This is a genomic window from Croceimicrobium hydrocarbonivorans, from assembly GCF_014524565.1.
In the GTDB taxonomy this organism is placed as follows: Bacteria; Bacteroidota; Bacteroidia; order Flavobacteriales; family Schleiferiaceae; genus Croceimicrobium; species Croceimicrobium hydrocarbonivorans.
The window spans coordinates 2,805,287-2,823,690 of the sequence record NZ_CP060139.1 but is presented as its reverse complement, the minus strand read 5'-3'; the positions used below and the strand labels follow the sequence as shown (position 1 = coordinate 2,823,690).

General features: G+C 44.7%; 18 protein-coding genes. 2 read left to right on the top strand and 16 right to left on the bottom strand.

Annotated elements, in window-relative coordinates:
• Nucleotides 1-131 precede the first annotated feature (131 nt).
• From H4K34_RS12815 to H4K34_RS12750, 14 genes are all read right to left on the bottom strand, one after another.
• Nucleotides 132-1,307, bottom strand: coding sequence for an acetyl-CoA C-acyltransferase (locus tag H4K34_RS12815; RefSeq protein WP_210757781.1), 1,176 nt, complete (start codon nucleotides 1,305-1,307; stop codon nucleotides 132-134).
• Between the two features lie 67 nt (nucleotides 1,308-1,374).
• Nucleotides 1,375-1,716: a four helix bundle protein gene (locus H4K34_RS12810; RefSeq protein WP_322107629.1), complete on the bottom strand. Its 342-nt coding sequence runs from the start codon at nucleotides 1,714-1,716 to the stop codon at nucleotides 1,375-1,377.
• A 97-nt stretch (nucleotides 1,717-1,813) separates the two neighbouring features.
• Entirely contained in the window at nucleotides 1,814-4,219 is a 2,406-nt protein-coding gene (locus H4K34_RS12805; protein ID WP_210757779.1) for a 3-hydroxyacyl-CoA dehydrogenase/enoyl-CoA hydratase family protein, read from the bottom strand.
• 4 nt (nucleotides 4,220-4,223) lie between these two features.
• A complete protein-coding gene (locus H4K34_RS12800) occupies nucleotides 4,224-4,673 on the bottom strand; it encodes a MarR family winged helix-turn-helix transcriptional regulator (RefSeq protein ID WP_246452118.1) in 450 nt (149 codons plus the stop codon).
• 103 nt (nucleotides 4,674-4,776) lie between these two features.
• The gene (locus H4K34_RS12795) at nucleotides 4,777-5,502 is read right to left on the bottom strand and encodes a hypothetical protein (RefSeq protein ID WP_210757778.1); all 726 of its coding nucleotides are present in this window, start codon (nucleotides 5,500-5,502) and stop codon (nucleotides 4,777-4,779) included.
• Nucleotides 5,484-5,834 (bottom strand): PadR family transcriptional regulator, encoded by a 351-nt coding sequence (locus H4K34_RS12790; RefSeq protein WP_210757777.1) that lies wholly within the window; start codon nucleotides 5,832-5,834, stop codon nucleotides 5,484-5,486. Before H4K34_RS12790 ends, H4K34_RS12795 begins: the two co-directional genes overlap by 19 nt.
• A 57-nt stretch (nucleotides 5,835-5,891) precedes the next feature.
• Entirely contained in the window at nucleotides 5,892-6,989 is a 1,098-nt protein-coding gene (locus tag H4K34_RS12785; RefSeq protein WP_210757776.1) for an ABC transporter permease, read from the bottom strand.
• On the bottom strand, nucleotides 6,986-8,092 hold the full coding sequence (locus H4K34_RS12780; protein WP_210757775.1) for an ABC transporter permease: 1,107 nt from the start codon (nucleotides 8,090-8,092) through the stop codon (nucleotides 6,986-6,988). The genes H4K34_RS12785 and H4K34_RS12780 overlap by 4 nt, the downstream gene beginning before the upstream one ends.
• Before the next feature lies 1 nt (nucleotide 8,093).
• Nucleotides 8,094-8,831, bottom strand: coding sequence for an ABC transporter ATP-binding protein (locus H4K34_RS12775; protein WP_210757774.1), 738 nt, complete (start codon nucleotides 8,829-8,831; stop codon nucleotides 8,094-8,096).
• Nucleotides 8,815-9,747 carry an ABC transporter ATP-binding protein gene (locus tag H4K34_RS12770; protein ID WP_210757773.1) on the bottom strand — a complete coding sequence of 311 codons (933 nt, stop codon included), beginning with the start codon at nucleotides 9,745-9,747 and terminating at the stop codon, nucleotides 8,815-8,817. The genes H4K34_RS12775 and H4K34_RS12770 overlap by 17 nt, the downstream gene beginning before the upstream one ends.
• Nucleotides 9,747-10,643, bottom strand: coding sequence for an HlyD family secretion protein (locus H4K34_RS12765; RefSeq protein WP_210757772.1), 897 nt, complete (start codon nucleotides 10,641-10,643; stop codon nucleotides 9,747-9,749). Before H4K34_RS12765 ends, H4K34_RS12770 begins: the two co-directional genes overlap by 1 nt.
• A 17-nt stretch (nucleotides 10,644-10,660) precedes the next feature.
• Nucleotides 10,661-11,923 (bottom strand): TolC family protein, encoded by a 1,263-nt coding sequence (locus H4K34_RS12760; RefSeq protein WP_210757771.1) that lies wholly within the window; start codon nucleotides 11,921-11,923, stop codon nucleotides 10,661-10,663.
• Between the two features lie 48 nt (nucleotides 11,924-11,971).
• Nucleotides 11,972-12,592: a TetR/AcrR family transcriptional regulator gene (locus H4K34_RS12755; protein WP_210757770.1), complete on the bottom strand. Its 621-nt coding sequence runs from the start codon at nucleotides 12,590-12,592 to the stop codon at nucleotides 11,972-11,974.
• A gap of 232 nt (nucleotides 12,593-12,824) precedes the next feature.
• Nucleotides 12,825-13,748: an AraC family transcriptional regulator gene (locus H4K34_RS12750; protein WP_210757769.1), complete on the bottom strand. Its 924-nt coding sequence runs from the start codon at nucleotides 13,746-13,748 to the stop codon at nucleotides 12,825-12,827.
• A 210-nt stretch (nucleotides 13,749-13,958) separates the two neighbouring features.
• Here H4K34_RS12750 and H4K34_RS12745 point away from each other — a divergent pair, with 210 nt between their 5' ends.
• Nucleotides 13,959-15,473, top strand: coding sequence for an aldehyde dehydrogenase family protein (locus tag H4K34_RS12745; protein WP_210757768.1), 1,515 nt, complete (start codon nucleotides 13,959-13,961; stop codon nucleotides 15,471-15,473).
• A gap of 67 nt (nucleotides 15,474-15,540) precedes the next feature.
• Entirely contained in the window at nucleotides 15,541-15,912 is a 372-nt protein-coding gene (locus tag H4K34_RS12740) for a DUF779 domain-containing protein (RefSeq protein WP_210757767.1), read from the top strand.
• Nucleotides 15,913-15,995: 83 nt separating this feature from the next.
• On the opposite strand, the gene H4K34_RS12735 is transcribed toward H4K34_RS12740, so the two are convergent.
• A complete protein-coding gene (locus tag H4K34_RS12735; protein WP_210757766.1) occupies nucleotides 15,996-17,450 on the bottom strand; it encodes an SLC13 family permease in 1,455 nt (484 codons plus the stop codon).
• Between the two features lie 12 nt (nucleotides 17,451-17,462).
• A complete protein-coding gene (locus tag H4K34_RS12730) occupies nucleotides 17,463-18,365 on the bottom strand; it encodes an alpha/beta fold hydrolase (RefSeq protein ID WP_210757765.1) in 903 nt (300 codons plus the stop codon).
• Nucleotides 18,366-18,404 lie beyond the last annotated feature (39 nt).

The following is an 18,404-nucleotide window of genomic DNA, read 5'->3' as shown; positions in this document are numbered from 1 at the left end:
TTCTTGTATTAGCTAATACGGATCTGAGCCTTCAAAAGGGACAGCCCTTCCTTAATATTTTTCATTATCCACAAAAAAACCCGGGTATCTCAAGCCCGGGTTTCCTACAAATCAGCGTATTCTTCTTGGTTCTATAAAAGTTCATAGATGCCCGCGGCACCCTGACCTTCTCCTACGCACATGGTTACCATGCCGTATTTCTGATCACGTTTTTTCAATTCATTAAAGATCTGCACCGATAATTTAGCACCGGTACATCCTAAGGGGTGCCCCATCGCAATGGCCCCACCATTTACATTTACTTTGGATGGATCTAAGTCCAACTCGCGGATCACCGCTAAGGACTGGGAAGCAAAAGCTTCATTCAATTCGATCAAATCGATATCATCCTTCTTCATGCCTGCTGCCTTCAAGGCCTTAGGAATAGCCTCTACCGGACCAATACCCATAACTCGCGGCTCAACGCCTACCACCTGATAGTTTAATAAGCGAGCTATGGGCTTCAATCCTAATTCATTTACCATCTTCTCGCTCATCACTACCACAAAGGCCGCCCCATCACTCATCTGTGAAGAGTTACCAGCAGTTACAGAACCACGCGCCGCGAATACCGGGCGCAATTTTGCCATGGCTTCTACATTAGTTCCCTTGCGAGGACCTTCATCTGTATCCACTGTATAGGTGCGCACCTGACGTTTTTCATTTTCATCCAAGTAGATTTCCTCGACTTCGATAGGTACAATATCGTCTTTAAAGCGACCTTCTGCGATGGCATTCAATGCCTTCATGTGGGATTCGTATCCAAACTGATCTTGATCCTCGCGCGACACCTTATACTGTTGGGCTACCGCTTCGGCAGTAAGCCCCATATTATTGTAATAGTCGGCATGTTGCTTGGCCAGCTCATAGCTAGGCACCACTTTATATCCCCCCATGGGAACATAGCTCATGCTTTCTACTCCACCGGCGATAATGCAATCGGCAATACCGGCGTGAATCTTAGCAGAGGCAATGGCAATCGACTCCAATCCACTGGCACACCAACGATTTACGGTAGCCCCGGGAACCTTCACTGTATCCAATCCCATTAAAGAGACTAGGCGCCCCATATTCATTCCTTGTTCTGCCTCCGGCATGGCATTCCCCACAATCACATCGTCAATGCGGTCCTTATCCAATTGGGGCATATCCTTCAGGATTTCCCGAATTAAGGTGCCCGCCAAATTATCCGGACGCGTAAATCGAAATACACCCCGAGGAGCTTTACCTACGGCAGTACGTTTTGCGGCTACTATGTATGCGTTCATCTAATATTGTTTTTAGTTCTATATTTTATTAAGGCAGATTTGAGATGTGAGAATTGAGATATGAGAATCACTGGGTCTTTAATTTGGATTGGAAACTGAATATCATTTTCTGCAATTCATCTAATTCTGAAAGTATCCAATTAAAGGATTCCGACTCCTCAAGAAAATTTAATCTCTGAGATAATAGCAATTGAGTTTCAACTTCATTGATAGAGCCATTTGCCATATCCAAAAACCTACTGAAATCCATATCTGTTTTTCTTCCTGCCCCTTCAGCAATGTTTGATGGAATAGAAACTACAGCACGACGAATCTGAGATTTCAGGCCAAATCTTTCTTCATCAGGAAAACCTTGGCTTAGTTCATAAACCTTTTCGGAAATCCCCATCGCTCTTTGCCATATTTTCAAATCCTTGTACTTGTGCATCTCTCACATCTCAATTCTCAATTCTCAATTCTCACATCTCACATCTCACATCTCACATCTCACATCTCACATCTCACATCTAGTTTCTCAACGGCTTCCCAGTCTTCAACATGTGCTGGATGCGCTCCAGAGTTTTCTTTTCGGTGCAGAGGCTTAGGAAGGCTTCACGCTCAAGGTCGAGGAGATATTGCTCTGATACGAAAGTGGGTTCCGAAAGGTCTCCGCCACTCATAACGTAAGCGAGTTTCTCTACCATTTTCTTTTCATGCTCGGTGATATAGCCCCCTTCTAACATGGTGTGGGCACCTACGGTAAACATTCCTAAGGCCTGGCGACCTAATACCTTAATATCGCGTTCGCGGATAGGCATTTGATAGCCGGTTTCCGCTAAAGCCAGAGCACGTTCCTTGGCATCGGCAATCAAACGATGGCGGTTCATAGAAATGCCATCCCGACCCTCTACAAACAAGCCCATATCAAAGGCTTCTTTCGCCGACTTAGCTACCTGCGCCTGACCGATTCTGAATAAATTCTCACGATAGGCATTGGTTTCAATATCATCTTTCACGTAGCGAAGTCCTGCTCTGCGGGTCAATTCTTTGGTACCACCACCGCCAGGGATTACACCTACTCCAAACTCAACCAATCCGATATAGGTTTCAGCTGCAGCTTGTACCGCATCCGCGTGAAGCGACATCTCACAACCGCCTCCCAAAGTCATTTGATGAGGAGCCACCACCACAGGGATGGAAGAATAGCGCACCCGCATCATAGTATCCTGGAAGTACTTAATCGCAAAGTTTAGTTCGTCATATTCCTGCTCAATGGCCATCATAAAGATCATCGCCAGGTTAGCACCCACAGAGAAATTATCCCCTTGGTTGGAGATCACCACCCCTTGATAATCCTGCTCGGCAAGTTCAATACCTTTATTGATACCGGCTAAAACTCCGCTGCCCAAGGAATTCATTTTGGAGCGGAACTCAATATTGAGGATTCCATCGCCAAGGTCTTCAATGGCGCATTCCTTATTCTTCCAAACTGTTTTGCTGGGGCGGATATGATCCAATACGATAAAGCTCTTTCCACCAGGTAAAGCCTGATAGCTCTTATCGCCAATATTGTAATAGTAGCCCTGTCCTTCCTTCACGCTATAGAAAGAAGTATGTCCGGCAGCTTGCATTTCTTTCACCCAGGGAGCCAGGCTCAATCCTTCGGCTTCAATCAGTTTAATTCCCTTCTCGAAACCAATGGCATCCCAAATTTCAAAGGGACCATGTTTCCAGCCAAAACCAGCCCGCATACCTTGATCAATGCGGAATAGATCATCGGCAATTTCTGGAATACGATTAGCTGCATAAGCCATAACTCCGGCTACAGAACGACGGTAAAATTCGCCTGCCTTATCCTTGCCACCAATCAGCACCTTCCAGCGCTCACGCACATCATCGATGGTTTTAGTGAGCTCGAGGGTAGCGAATTTACTGCGCTTTTGAGAGATGTATTCTAAGGTATCTAAATCGAGAGATAAGATTTCCGACTTACCATCCTCACCTTTTACTTTCTTATAAAAACCTTGACCGGTTTTAGAACCTAACCAATTGTTTTCCTGCATTTTTTGCAAGAAGCCCGGAAGTTTAAATACCTCTTGCTTCTCATCATGAGGAACCGCTTGAGCTAAGCCATTGGCCACGTGAATTAAGGTATCTAAACCTACAACATCCGCTGTACGGAAGGTGGCTGATTTTGGACGACCAATCAACGGTCCGGTGAGCTTATCGATATCTTCTACGCTAAGGCCCATTTCTCCCACCTTATGGAAGAGATCCATAATGGCGAAAATGCCTACCCGGTTGGCGATAAAAGCGGGAGTATCCTTACAAAGCACGGTGGTTTTCCCTAGATAGCGATCGCCATAGTGCATGAAGAAATCTACTACTTCCGGATCCGTCTTTGGAGTTGGAATAATCTCTAATAATTCCAAATAACGGGGCGGATTAAAGAAGTGAGTACCCAGGAAGAATTTCTGAAAATCCTCACTGCGACCTTCCGTCATCAGGTGAATTGGAATTCCACTGGTATTGGAAGAGATAAAGGTTCCCGGCTTGCGGTACTGCTCTACCTTTTCAAATAAGCTTTGCTTGATATCCAAGCGCTCCACTACTACTTCGATGATCCAATCGGTTTTGGCGATCTTGGCCAAATCATCATCGAGGTTACCGGTTTCAATACGAGAGGCATAAGCCTTATCAAAAAGGGGCGCCGGATTCATCTTCACTGCCTTAGTCAGGCTTTCATTTACAATCCGATTGCGCACGGCCTTGTCTTCCAAACTAAGGCCTGCTTTTTCTTCTCTTTCGTTTAATTCGCGCGGAACAATGTCGAGCAAAAGCACACGCACACCAATATTGGCCAAATGACAAGCAATCTGGCTTCCCATAATTCCGGAGCCGATTACCGTTGCGTGTTTAATAGTCTTTTTCATACAATTACTTTAGTTCTTGAGTTGCGAGTTTATTCTCCTGCAGCATGGTTTCAATTCCGGTGATTACCTTAAAGAAGGTCTCCAATTCGGAGGGACTGAATCGATCAAAAACCTGCTGGTTAAATCCAATTACGGCTGCCTTAGCATCACGGCGTTTCTCAATCCCAAAGGGGGTTAAAAAAACGAGGACCGATCTCCCGTCCGCCGGATTTGGCTTTCGTTCAATCAGTCCTTTTTCTTCCATGCTCTTTAAAATGCGAGAGAGGCTGGTGGCCTCCATTCCCATTTTGGGGCCCAGGGCAGTACTGGGAGTCCCTAATTCTTTATCTATGTTGAGTAGCACATATCCGGTGGCCATGGTGGCTCCGTATCCTGCGGCTACTTCATTGTACATCTTGGCGATACTTTGCCAGGTACGTTTGATGTGAAAATCAACTGTTTCTTCGGGTTTCAAGCGCTTTTATTTTGAAGCTGCGCTAAGATATAAAAATTATGCATGCATAAGAAATTGCAGCATTTCAAATTCCTGGAATTGATCTGGAAATTAATTAAAATATTTAGGCTTGAGCAGTTCTCTGAAAATGAGATTGGCGCTCTAAGAGCGATACCGTTTCACTCTTAGCCATGCGCAAGAGCTTCGCACTACAGACCATGGTTAAAACACTAAAGAAGCTTAAGAGTGTATTGATTAGTATGCCTCTATCTGTAAGGAGTAGATTGAAAAAACCATCCTGATTAAAGAGAATCCAATTATTGAAAGGAGTAAAATAGATCAGGTAAAATAACCAGCCCGATTGATACAGGCTGCCCATGATCATGCTTTGATCGCCACCTAATTTTTTCGACATCTGACGGCGTTCCCAGAAAATATAAATGACCAGTGAAATGATGGCTACATAGTTGATCACGTAGACAATCTGACTTAAAACAGGCCAGTTTAGCATTAGAAGATACAGCGTCGCAAAAACCAAAAGGGTAAGTAGCACCTGTGGTATTTTGAACCAGTGCTTTAATTCTTTCCACACTGTATACCAAAATCGACGGGTCACCACCTTTTCATGTTCGTCTGCCACCTTGGACAAACCGAATATGCCGAAGGATTTATAAACCTTATGGAAAGCCTCTTTGAAACTTAATTGGGGCTGTTCTTGCCATAGCTCCTCTACCCGCGAGGCTATATGATCCACCAACTCCAATCGCAATTCGAGATAATGGATATCCTTGCGCTTACATAAATCGTAAATCTCAATAAGCTCTTCCTGACTTACTCTGCGCTCTTCCATTCCTGCTCATTTTTAAAAATGGCGGCCAAGGCACCGATATATAGCTGTACCTGGCTTTCCATTTCAGATAGTAATTCCTTGCTCTCCTTGGTGGCGGCCAAACGATAGTATTTCCGCGGCCGACTCCCATCCGTTTTAAAAACAGACACCAAGAGCCCTTGCTCTTCCAGTTTATGCAAAACCGGATATAAAGCTCCTTCATTTAGTTTGATGACACCTTGGGTACGCTCTTCCACCATCCGCGTAAGCTCATAGCCATAGCTCTCCCCTTTCTCGGCGATCAAATGCAAAAGAATATCCTTTAAAAATCCTTTGATGTAAGATTTACTCATACCTCAGAAACTGAGGTAAAAATACAAGGCGATTTTCAGAATTCCAAAAAGGAAGGCCTAAGTAGTTTTCCGATAATTTAAAATCGCCCAGGAATTAGAGATCAAAGCCATTAGTGCAATAATCCCAAACTGAGGCAGCAAATCTTTGAAGCCAGAACCCTTTAAAACCACCAAACGCACCACCTCAATAAAATAGGTAACCGGATTTAAAGCCGCTACCCATTGGGCCCATTCGGGCATGCTTTCGATTGCCGTAAATAAGCCTCCCATCAAGATGAATATCATCATTATGAAGAAGGCCAAAGACATGGCTTGCTGCTGGGTTTCCGCATAAGTAGAAAGCATCATCCCAATCCCCAAAACGGCTATCAAATACAGAAATAAGAAGCTATATAAAGCTAATATGGAACCGATGGGCACAATGCCATAGACCAATCGAGCTACGCCAAAAAGGCCCAAACTAAAAACAAAGAAGCCAATGATCAAGAAAGGAATAAGCTTACCCAAAATGAAATGGTATTTCTTAATCGGGCTCACATTGATCTGCTCAATGGTTCCCACCTCTTTTTCCTTTACAATATTTAGGGAGGTCATATAGACTCCCACCATGGTTACCAAAAGCACCAAAATACCAGGAACCATAAAGGCCTGATAATTTAAAAAGGGATTATACCAATTCAGGCTTTCCACCTGAATACCACCTGATATATTAGCCTGTAATTTTTGGGCAAAACGATTTATCACCTGATTGAGATATGCACTCCCCACGGTGGCTTTCACGCCATTAATAGCATTGGCTGATATGTTTAGAGAAGTCTTCTTAAAGTCTAAAATCTCCTTCTCAAAATGTGCGGGAATTTCGAGAATGAGATCCGCCGTTCCTTTTTCAAATGCTTGATTAGCCTCTTCGAAGCTGTTAAAATCACCCACACTTATAAAATAGCCGGATGCTAATATGGCCTCTTGTAAATCTTCCGCATAGGGACTTTTATCGAGATCCACCAGGGCGATATGGATGTTCTTAATTTCATAATCCGCCGCCAAAGGCATGATCAGCAATTGCACAACCGGCATCATCAAGATCATCGCCAGAATACTGCGATTGCGAAAAATCTGCTTAAACTCCTTTTGTAAGAGAAACTTCAAAATTCTCATGCCAGTCGGGTTTTAAATTTGCGGATACTCAGGGTGAGAAAGACGGTAGTCATCCCCATTAAAACCAACATCTCTCGCCAGACAGACGCCAAGCCTTGCCCCTTTATCATAATCGCCTGCACAATGATGTAATACCATTTAGAAGGCACGATATTGGAAATCACCTGTAAAGGCCAGGGCATATTTTCCAGGGGAAACATAAATCCGGTTAACATTACGGTGGGCAGCAACATCGCCATTAAGGAAATGAGCATGGCTGTTTGTTGCGAGGCGGTTGAATTGGATATAAGCAAACCCAGTGAAAGGGCCGTCAATATTAAAAGCGCGCTGGAAAGGTAGAGCAGGCCTAAACTTCCGGCGATCTCCATATCCATCAGCAGCACACTTAAAATCAATATTACCGTGAGGTTTACCAGCGATAAAAAGAAATAGGGCACTGCTTTGGCGCTGATCACCAAGATGGGATTAAAGGGTGAAACCAGCAGCACTTCCATAGTACCGGTTTCCTTCTCGCGCACAATGCTTACAGAGGTCATTAATACCCCTACTAGGAAGAGCACCAATGCCATTACCCCCGGCACAAAATTGGTAGCTCCCTTCAATTCGGGATTGTAAATCATCCTGGTTTGGGTTTCAATCTGCAAGGGCCCTTGACCAGGCAGTAGATCCGATTTTTGATAATCCTGAATAATGACAGTGGCATAATTCGTTAAGGTGGTGGCTGTATTTGGATCCGAGGCATCGGCAATAATCTGAATCTGACTGCCTTCCGGCCGACGGCGATCTAAACCAAAATTTGGCGGGATCAAAACCGCTACTTTAACCTTACCCCGACGAAAGGCTTCCTCCACCTCAGCCTCACTATTCAATAGCAATCCCTGAGAAAAACTTCGATTGGCCTGAATTTTTTGAATAAGCTCCTGAGCGGCCCAATCGCCCGACTGATCTACTATAGCAATGTTTACATTCTTAATTTCATTGGTGAGGGCAAAGCCAAAGAGCACAATTTGAGCAATGGGCATTCCGAAGAGCAAGAGCATCGTCTTAGGATCGCGGAACACATGCCAGAATTCCTTGCGGATGAATATGTTAAACTGCTTCATCTTAATCGGATCTTTTCGCCCCTCGGGCCATTTCGTAAAACACCGCATCCATGCTATCTACCCCAAATTGCTTTTTCAAATTACGGGGCGTATCCAGGGCCTTCATTTCACCATCTACCATCATGGAAATTCGATCGCAGTACTCCGCTTCATCCATATAATGTGTGGTAACAAAAACGGTAATCCCTCGGGCTGCAGCCTGATGAATTAAATCCCAAAACTGTCGACGCGTAACCGGATCTACTCCTCCGGTAGGTTCATCCAGAAAAACCAATTTAGGCTCATGCATAATGGCCACCGAGAAAGCCAGCTTTTGTTTCCATCCCAGAGGTAAGGAGGACACCAACTTTTTGCGCTCCTGCTCCAGGCCCAGATTTTTAATAACAGCCTCCGAAGCCTCCTTCAATTCCTTTCGGCCCAAGCCATAAATTCCACCGTAAAAGCGAAGGTTTTCGGCCACCGTCAAATCCTCATAAAGCGAGAACTTCTGACTCATATAGCCAATGTTCTTTTTGATGGATTCGGTTTCCCGATAAATGTCAAATCCAGCAATAGTGGCTTCTCCAGAACTGGGTTTAGATAAACCACAGAGCATGCGAATAGCGGTGGTCTTCCCAGCACCATTGGCCCCTAAAAAGCCAAATATTTCGCCTTTATACACCTCGAAGGAAATAGCATTGGTAGCAATGAAATCCCCAAAGGCCTTGCTGAGCTTTTCGGCTTTAATTACTACTTCCATCGCTCTTTTGCATTAGTTCAATAAAGCAGTCTTCCACCCCGGCCTCAATGCTATGCGCTTCGAGATCCTGAAAGCCCTGATCCCTCAAATCTGCCAATAAAGCTTCCATTCCTTGTGGACTCTGTTCTTTAAAACTCAGGTGATGATATTCACCAAAGGCATAAACCGAAGCCAGTTCAGGCTTATCACGCAGGCTATCCAAAAGCTGATTCATGCCCTGAGCCCGCAAAGCAAATAAGGGCCGTGGATATTTCTCTTGTAAGCCTTTCGGCTGATCGATACTCAATATTTGCCCTTCTTGAATAAGCGCAATCCGGTCGCATAAACTGGCTTCATCCATATAAGGGGTAGAAACCAAAATGCTTATCCCTTCGGCTTGAAGCCCCTTTAGCATTTGCCAAAACTCCTTACGGGAAACGGCATCCACCCCGGTGGTAGGCTCATCTAAAAACAAGACTTTAGGTCGATGAATCAAAGCACAGCAAAGGGCCAACTTCTGTTTCATCCCTCCTGACAATTGCCCGGCCCTGCGATCTTTAAAAGGCTCAATCTGAACGTAGATATCCTTGATTAAATCGTAATTAGCCTCAATGGTGGTTCCGAAAAGAGTGGCGAAAAAACGTAGATTCTCTTCGATGCTTAAATCTTGATATAAGGAGAATCTACCAGGCATATAACCTACCGCACTTCGCAGGGCTCGCAAATCTTTCCGTACATCAAAACCCGCCACTTCAGCCTGACCTTCATCCGGAAGTAATAAGGTGGTAAGGATACGAAAGAGGGTACTTTTCCCTGCTCCATCCGGACCAATCAAACCAAAGAGCTCGCCTTTCTCTACTTCGAAGGAAATATCCTTTAAGGCCTGAACTTCCGGTTTCTGATAGCGCTTGGAAATATGTTCTACGCGCACTTCCATTAGTCAGTCCAATTTACTTCGCCGTACATGCCAATTTTATAGCGACCGTCATTCGGCACGCGCACTTTAATGGCATATACCCGATTGGCTCTTTCATCTTTGGTTTGGATACTCTTAGGGGTAAATTCCGACTGATCGCTAATCCAGCTAATCCGTCCTTCTGCCTGATGCATATCGCCATCCCCATTATCCGTTAAAACTTGCACCGGCATATCCAATTTGATTTGCGCCAGTTGATCACCACTCACATAAGCACGCAGGTAAATAGGATCGAGAGCCGCCACTTTAAACAGAGGCTTTCCGGCTGCCGCCAATTCCCCTTTAAAGCTATAGGTCTGTAGGATTCGACCAGCAATAGGACTTTGAACCACGGCTTTATCAATCTTCAAATCAATCTGCTCAATTTGTAATTCCAGAGCTCTTACCTCCCGACGAACCGATTCATTGGCATCCTCCAGTTTATTCTGCAGGGCTACCAACTGTTCCTTGGTATGAATTATCTGAAAATTAATATCATCTATTTGCTTGCGGGTAGCGGCATTTGCTGCCAATAATTTCTTCAGGCGTTTTTCTTCATAGTATAGATTGCCAAGGGTGGCTCGTAAGGCGGCGGTTTGCTGTGCTACGCCTTGGGTATGCGACTCGGCCACCGCGATTTGAGCCATTAACTGCCTTTTCTGTAAATGCAAAGCGGTGGTGTCTATCAATGCTAATACCTGTCCTTCTGTAACAGAGCTACCTTCCTGCAATTCCCATTTCTGAATTTCGCCATTGGCCTCGGAAGAAACAATGATTTCATCGGCTTCAAAATTTCCGGTAGCATCAAATTCGGCCTTCGAATTACTGCAATTCGTGAATAGGAAGAGGCTGGCGATAAAGAGTGTTATTTTTTTCATGGCTTAAGATTCTTGTTTTAGTTTCCCTGAGTGTTGGCATATTGATATTCGGCCATCAGCCTTTGCAGGCGATGAAGCTCCAAATCCTGACGAGTACGACTCACATTATTCAAGCGACGTAAATACTCACTGGTTTGCAGGGTACCTTCCTTTAATTGTACGGCACTGGATTCCAGAATTTCTTCTTGTAATTCCAGCAGACTTAGATCCTTGCTCATCACCGAATCCAGACGCTCCAAATCGGCCAGCTCTTGGGCCAATTGCAATTGAGTTTGGTACACAAAGCTCTCTTGCTGAGCAGAAACCTTTGATTGCTCTAGCTTTAGAATTTTCTTTTGATTGCCGGCAGTATAAAAGCTACTGAAGTTCCATTGCAAGCGCAGTCCACCGATATAATAGAGATCAAAATCATTGTTCAGCATATTTAAAGCAGGGCGACCATAACCACCCTGGAAGAACAAACTGATTTGGGGAAGCTTTTGCTGATCCACCAAATCCCTTTGTAAATCGATTGCCCTTTGCTGCTGACTAAACAATTGCAGTTCGGGACGATTAATCTCCACTGCTTGCTCGCGGTTGCCCGGTTTTTCGAACTGAGCATTTTGGGCGGAGCGACCAATCATCTGGCTAAACATAGCGCGGTAAGCCTTGTCCATAGACCGCAAGTCAAATTGCTTCTGATCCAACTTTAGCATTTCCGCCTTGATTTGCGCCAAATCCACGGAAGTGATTATTCCATTATCCAATGCGGCTTGCATTTCCTTTTGTCTGGCCTCCAAATCAGATCGAGTCAATTGCAATTGATCCTCCTGAATTTCTAAAAGCATGATCCCGAAATACAATTGAATTACCCGCTCCCGAATTTTATAAAGCTCCACTTGTACTTGCTTATCCTGAACAGCCATTTGGGCGCGGGTTAAATCTTCCTTGCCTGAAGTTGTAAAAAGCGCAGTTAAGGATTGATTGAGCTCCCCGTATACCCGATACTGATCTTTGCTCAATTCAGGGATATTCATATTGGGAATCTGTATCGGTAAGGAAGTTACATCCGACTGATAGGTCGCCTGACCCGCCAACTGAAATTGGGGCAAATAAGCCTTGCGCACATTGGAAACGGAATAGTTCTCCGACTGGGCTATTAAATCCAATTGTTTGATGGAGGGATAATTTTGCCGCGCCCACTGCAAACAGGAATCAAGCGACAAGGTCTGCCCTTGCAGTCCAATCGACAGCAAAAAGAGCAGAAGCCCCCAATAACTAATCTTCACTTTTCGATTCATCTTAGTATTTTGATTTAATCATTTGTTTAATCTACAGTCAAAAAAATATTAGTCGGCCCGCAGCATACTTTGCACCCAAATCGGAATCAAGCGCTTTCGCTCTTCCACCATAGCTGCAAAGTCTGCATCCTTTAATCCACCAATATGCTTAATGATGGGCGCCGCCATAAAAGGAAAGACGCAGAACGACATTAAATTGAGTACAAATTGCAGGAAAGGCATGGGCCCAATTTTGCCTTGGCCTTGCAGCTCCGCGTACTGCTTTACGAAATACGATTCCAATAAAATGGATCTTAGATTGATATGCTTAATAACCTCCGCCCCTTGGCCCTGCCTTAATTCGGTAAGCATAAAAATGGGGAGATCGGGTTCCTGACTAAAGAGATTCAAATAGCGCTCGGCAATCAGCTCCAGCTTTTCTTCAAAAGTCGAATCGGTATCATTAAACACACCCGACATCGAATGCATAAACTGCTGCATGGACTCGAGCATGATGATTTCAAAAAGCTTTTGCTTGGAGCGGAAATAGTAATTCAAGAGCGCTAGGTTGATACCTGCTTCCTCTGCGATATCTCGCGTTTTGGCCCCGGCAAATCCCTTGCTATGGAATACCTTTCGTGCTGCTTCCTTGATTTTCAACTCTGTGCTTTCGTCCGTTTTGGGGGCCATTACCTTAAATCTTAGGCAAATGTAAAGCAGAAAAAAGGAATTAAACAAGAGATTTAATCAAATGATTAAATATTGAGACGATAGACGGTAGATTTTAGATGCTAGACTAGATGATGCCGCAATAATAGAAAGTGCCTAGGTCGAATTTGCAATTCGACCGACAATGGCTTTAGCTTGAATTGCAAATTCAAGCTAGTTACAAATTCAAGCTAGATGCAGAATGTAAATTTGATTAAGAAGCCCAATCGACTTTGCGGTACTGGCCAGGAGTTTGGCCGGTTTCCTTTTTAAAGGCGGTAGTAAAATGGGATAGATTCTCAAAACCGCAACTCATCGCTACTTCACTAATGCTGGCTTCGGTATTAAGGAGTAATTGGCGGGCCTTTTCCAATCGTAAACGCTGTAAGAAGCGGGCGGGAGTTTCGCCATACATCTCTTTAAACTTGGCAAAGAATTTCGCGCGACTCATGCAGGCCTTCGCGGCGATATCCTTCATGGCAATACTTTCGGTGAGATGTTGAGACAGGTACTCCACAGCCGCAGACATAGGATTAGATACCGAACTACGCTTATAATCGCGGATCAATAAGCTACGAGCCTGAGTTTGCATTAATCGGATGATCATTTCCTGCATGGCTAAATCCAGCAAGGCATCTTTAAGCTTGGCCTGCTCATTAACGGAAAGATGTACCAATCGATTGAGGGCATTGGCTAAATCCTCACCATTTAAAAGATGATGGATTTTCATATCTAAACTCCAATCGCCACAAGCCTGGGGTTTATTGAATTTCTCATTGAGAAGATCTGCAGTTTTTGAAATCAGATCATCACCAATTTCAATTGCCAGGCATTGGGTGGGATTCTCCTCACAGGCTTCAGGAAAGTCGATGACCATTTTTTCACCGGGTGCGATGATTACCGATTCACCTGGTAGATAATCAAATGCGCCTTTACCTTCTAAATGCATCACCTTCTTCCCTCTAAACATGGAGGTAAAAACAAAGTCTTGAAACTGCAACTCCACCTCATGCGCCTTTAAATGTGTTTCAAAGACATTTAATTCAAATTGATTGTGGCTGTAAGTGGTGCGGTTCTCGACCAAGCTCTTTAAATCCCGCGACTGGGTTAGCGAAGGCTGCTGCAAATAGTTCGGCATAAAATTCTTCCTTTAGCTATACTGTCAAATCTACAATAATTAACTGTAGCTCAAGCATTTTAGACGCAGAGCAAAAAAGTATAGACGCAGACAAAAAGGCTTTCAATTTTAGACTTTGAGCAAATTGAAAGGGACGCGCAGCAAATTGAATCTGTTTTAATGTTTTGACTTTGAGAGGGTCTAATCAAAAAAACATTGAACATGGATGTAATGAATACGCCACACCAAGCGGTGGAGCGCCCCCAAATTAAAAATCAGTACAATCACTTTATTGGTGGTGAGTGGATAAAGCCTAGCAGCGGTGCCTATTTTGAAAATATTAGTCCGGTTGACGGTAAAGTTCTCTCCCATGCCGCCCAAGGAAATGCGCAGGATATTGAGCTCGCTCTGGATGCTGCCCACAAGGCTTTTGCCACCTGGAGTAAGGCCAGCGCTATTGAGCGTAGCAATACCCTTTTAAAGATTGCCGACATTTTGGAGGCCAATGCCGAATTATTGGCGCGGGTAGAAACCCTGGACAATGGTAAAGCTTTACGCGAAACCCGTGCTGCCGACATCCCCCTTTGTATTGATCACTTCCGCTATTTCGCCGGCGTTATACGTGCCGATGAAAGCACCATGTCGGAGCATGATGAAAATACGGTCAGCATTAACCTGCAGGAGCCCTTGGGAGTGGTAGGTCAGATTATCCCTTGGAACTTCCCGCTTTTAATGGCTACCTGGAAAATTGCCCCTGCTTTGGCAGCCGGATGTACTACCGTAGTAAAGCCTGCTGAGCAAACTCCTACCAGCATTATGGTTTTAATGGAATTAATTGCCGAGGTAGTTCCTGCCGGGGTAATTAATGTGGTAAGCGGCTTTGGTCCTGAAGCCGGAAAACCCCTCGCCACCTCCCCACGAGTAGCCAAAGTGGCCTTTACTGGTGAAACTACTACCGGTCGTTTGATCATGCAATATGCCTCTGAAAACCTAATTCCGGTTACCATGGAATTAGGAGGTAAATCACCTAATATCTTCATGAAAAGCATTGCCGATGCCGATGATGCCTTCTTCGATAAATGTGTGGAAGGCGCAGTGATGTTTGCCTTAAACCAAGGGGAAGTATGTACTTGTCCCTCACGGATTTTGGTGCACGAAGACATCTATGACAAATTTATGGAGCGCGTGGTAGCTCGTACCAAAGCGATTAAAATGGGCCATCCCTTAGCGGAAGATACCATGATGGGTGCTCAAGCTTCCAATGATCAGTACGAGAAAATCCTTTCCTATATCGAAATTGGCAAGCAAGAAGGTGCCGAGGTGCTTTGCGGAGGAGCTGCCGCCAATCTTAATTCAGGTTTGGAAGAAGGCTATTACATTCAGCCTACCATCTTGAAAGGCCACAATAAAATGCGAGTTTTCCAGGAAGAGATCTTTGGTCCTGTAACCTCAGTAACCACCTTTAAAACCATGGAAGAAGCGATTGAAATCGCCAATGATACCCTATATGGTTTAGGAGCTGGCGTTTGGACTCGCGATGCGCATGAGATCTACAAACTACCCCGTGAGATTAAAGCCGGTCGGGTTTGGGTAAACTGCTACCATGCCTATCCTGCCCATGCACCCTTTGGTGGTTATAAGAAATCAGGCTTTGGTCGTGAAACGCATAAAATGATGCTGAATCACTATCGCCAAACCAAGAATATGTTGATTTCTTACGACAAGAATAAACTGGGCTTCTTTTAGTAGATAGCCATTTTCATACTGGCCCCGACCGCCTGTGTCGGGGCTTTTCATTTCAAAAAAACAGCTTATGAAAATTGAACGCATTGGTGCTACAGAAGCGGCTTTAGACCTCATTCATAAACTCGAAGCGCAGTATGGTGATTTAATGTTTCATCAAAGTGGTGGCTGCTGTGATGGCTCCGCTCCCATGTGCTTTGAGCGCGGTGAATTTAAAATCGGCGAAAGCGATGTCTTGCTCGGGCATATCCTGGAACATCCCTTTTACATGTCGCGAGACCAATATGAGTATTGGAAGCATACCCACCTCACCTTAGACAGCACCCGCGGCCGGGGCTCCAGCTTTTCTTTGGAAATCCCTTATGGAGAAAGGTTTATAATTCGGTCCAGGCTCTTTAGTGATGAGGAGTATAAAGCCTTAGTCAAGGAAGGGGTGATTTAGATAAGATCGAATTACAAATTCGATCTAGGATGTATAGAGTAGGCAGTTCCAAAATAAGATCGAAGCTAGGTTGAAATTGCAATTCAACCGAAATTTTCAGGATGCACTCCAGGATCAAAACCCCAGAACCAGGGTAAGATGAAATAAACAAAGAAGATCAGCAAGAAAGCCGATAGCAGGTTAAGCCAAATACCGGTGCGCAGCATGTCCTTTAATTGAATCACGCCACTGCCAAAAACGAGGGCATTGGGTGGTGTGGCTACCGGAAGCATAAAAGCACAGGAAGCAGCGATAGCTACCGCTACCATCAAGCTAAAAGGATGCAAGTCGAGGCTTAAGGCCAAAGGCGCTAATATGGGTAACACGACTGAAGTGGTAGCTAAATTGGAAGTAATCTCCGTTAAGAAGTTTACCGATACGACCAAAATTAAGAGTAGCATTAAAAAGCCGGTTCCTTCCAAACTACTGAGCTGATGCCCCAGCCAATCGGCTAAGCCACTACGGGCAAAGCCTATGGCCAGGGATATTCCCCCTCCAAATAATAATAAGACACCCCAGGGGAGGCCTCTCATATCCTCCCAGTCCATGATGGGACCAGCGCCCATTTTTGACGGAACGATAAACAAAATCAGGGCTGCTACGATGGCTATTATGGCATCATCCAAAGCGGGAATCCACTGTTGTAACAAAAAGGATCTACTAATCCAAGCGAAAGCCGTTAATCCAAATATGATCAAGATGCGTATCTCGGGAGCGCTCAATGGCCCCAAAGCTTGAATTTGCTCCTCCACATTTTCACTCACCCCACTTAAATTCAGATCCTTTAAGCGAAAGGCCTTATAACTGATGTAATACCATGTGATAAAGAGCAAAATCAAAGCGAAGGGAAGTCCAAAAACAAACCATTTCATAAAGCTAAGTTCCACTCCATAAGTTTCTTCTAATACCCCCGCTAATATCAAATTAGGAGGCGTTCCAATAATGGTGGCTATTCCTCCGATCGAAGCACTATAGGCAATGGCCAACATTAAGGCCTTGCTAAAATCATTCTGATCGCTAGACAAGCGAATGATCGCCAAACCAATAGGCAACATCATTACGGTGGTCGCCGTATTGGAAATCCACATACTCAAAAAAGCAGTGGCCAACATAAAGCCCAATATAATTCGAGGTGGACTGCTGCCAATCGCTTTAATAATCATCAAGGCCAAACGGCGATGTAAATTCCATTTCTCCATGGATAAGGCCAAAACGAAGCCGCCGATAAAGAGAAAAATATAGGGATGACTATAGCCGCCTACCGCCTCCTTTAAGGGCATGGCGCCACTCAAAGGAAAAAGCACAATGGGTAATAAGGCCGTGGCCGAAATAGCAATTGCTTCGGTAATCCACCAAATGGCAATCCAGGCACTGCAAGCTAAAACCGCCTGAGCCTCAGCTTCCAATTGAGGAGCCTTGAAGAAATAATTAAGGAATATAAAAGCCAGGGGACCCGCTACCAAGCCGGCCCGCTTCTTCATTAACTCACCTAGGTTCATGAAATGCTATACTTAATACAGAAGATCCGCCGCAAAGGCAGAGGTCGCCTCAAAATCGTGATCTACATTTTGCAATTCACGATACTGCCAGCTAAAGGGCGAAGCGATAGCCTGGGCTTGCTGGATACTCTGCTGATAGAAATATTGGGCACGTGCTAGTCGATTGCTACCTTGGGCTCTTGCCTGCGGAGTTTGCCTTAAACTTGCCGCATTAGGATCATTGTCTGCGGTGCCAATTACAATGGTTAAAGGCCGACTAAAAAAAGTAGACAAGTCTGCATTTTCAGCCGGACTAGCTCCCAAACCATAGGGAAATTGGACACTGGTATCCGGAAGGGTATACCATCCCGCTGCTGCGGCAACCACGCGATTTACCGGCGCATCATTCCAGAAAAATAAATAACGATGGGCAACTTGAGCGCCAGCAGAATGCCCAAATACATCAAATTGAGTGGTTCTTAAACCGGTACGCGTTTTAAAGTTTTCGAAGAGAGGTTCAATCACCGAAAAGGTCCACTCCTCTTTAGGATTTAAGGTCGATTCGGAAGGATGGTCTCCATCCTCAAAAATATTCCCCAAATTGTATTTATCCCCTCCTGGATAAGCATCGGAAGAAAACTCAGGCACCACTAATGCAAACTTTAAGCGATTGGCTTTAGCGATGAGTTGATCGCGACTATACTCTGCATCCCTACCATTACCATGGAAAACTATAAGCACCGGAGCATTGGCAGGTAAATCGGCAGGTACATGGTAATAAACTGGCAGTCCACCTGCGGCCAAATTCGGGTAGGTCTTAAAATGGTACAAACCGGTACCTTCCAAACCCTGCGCGGTTTGTGGACTGATTACCTCATTTTTATCGCAGGCCCAAAGACCTGTTAGTAAGCAGAATAGTAAAAATACTTGTCGCATAGAGAAATTCGAAGTGCTAAGATATCGGCCGAAAGAGCC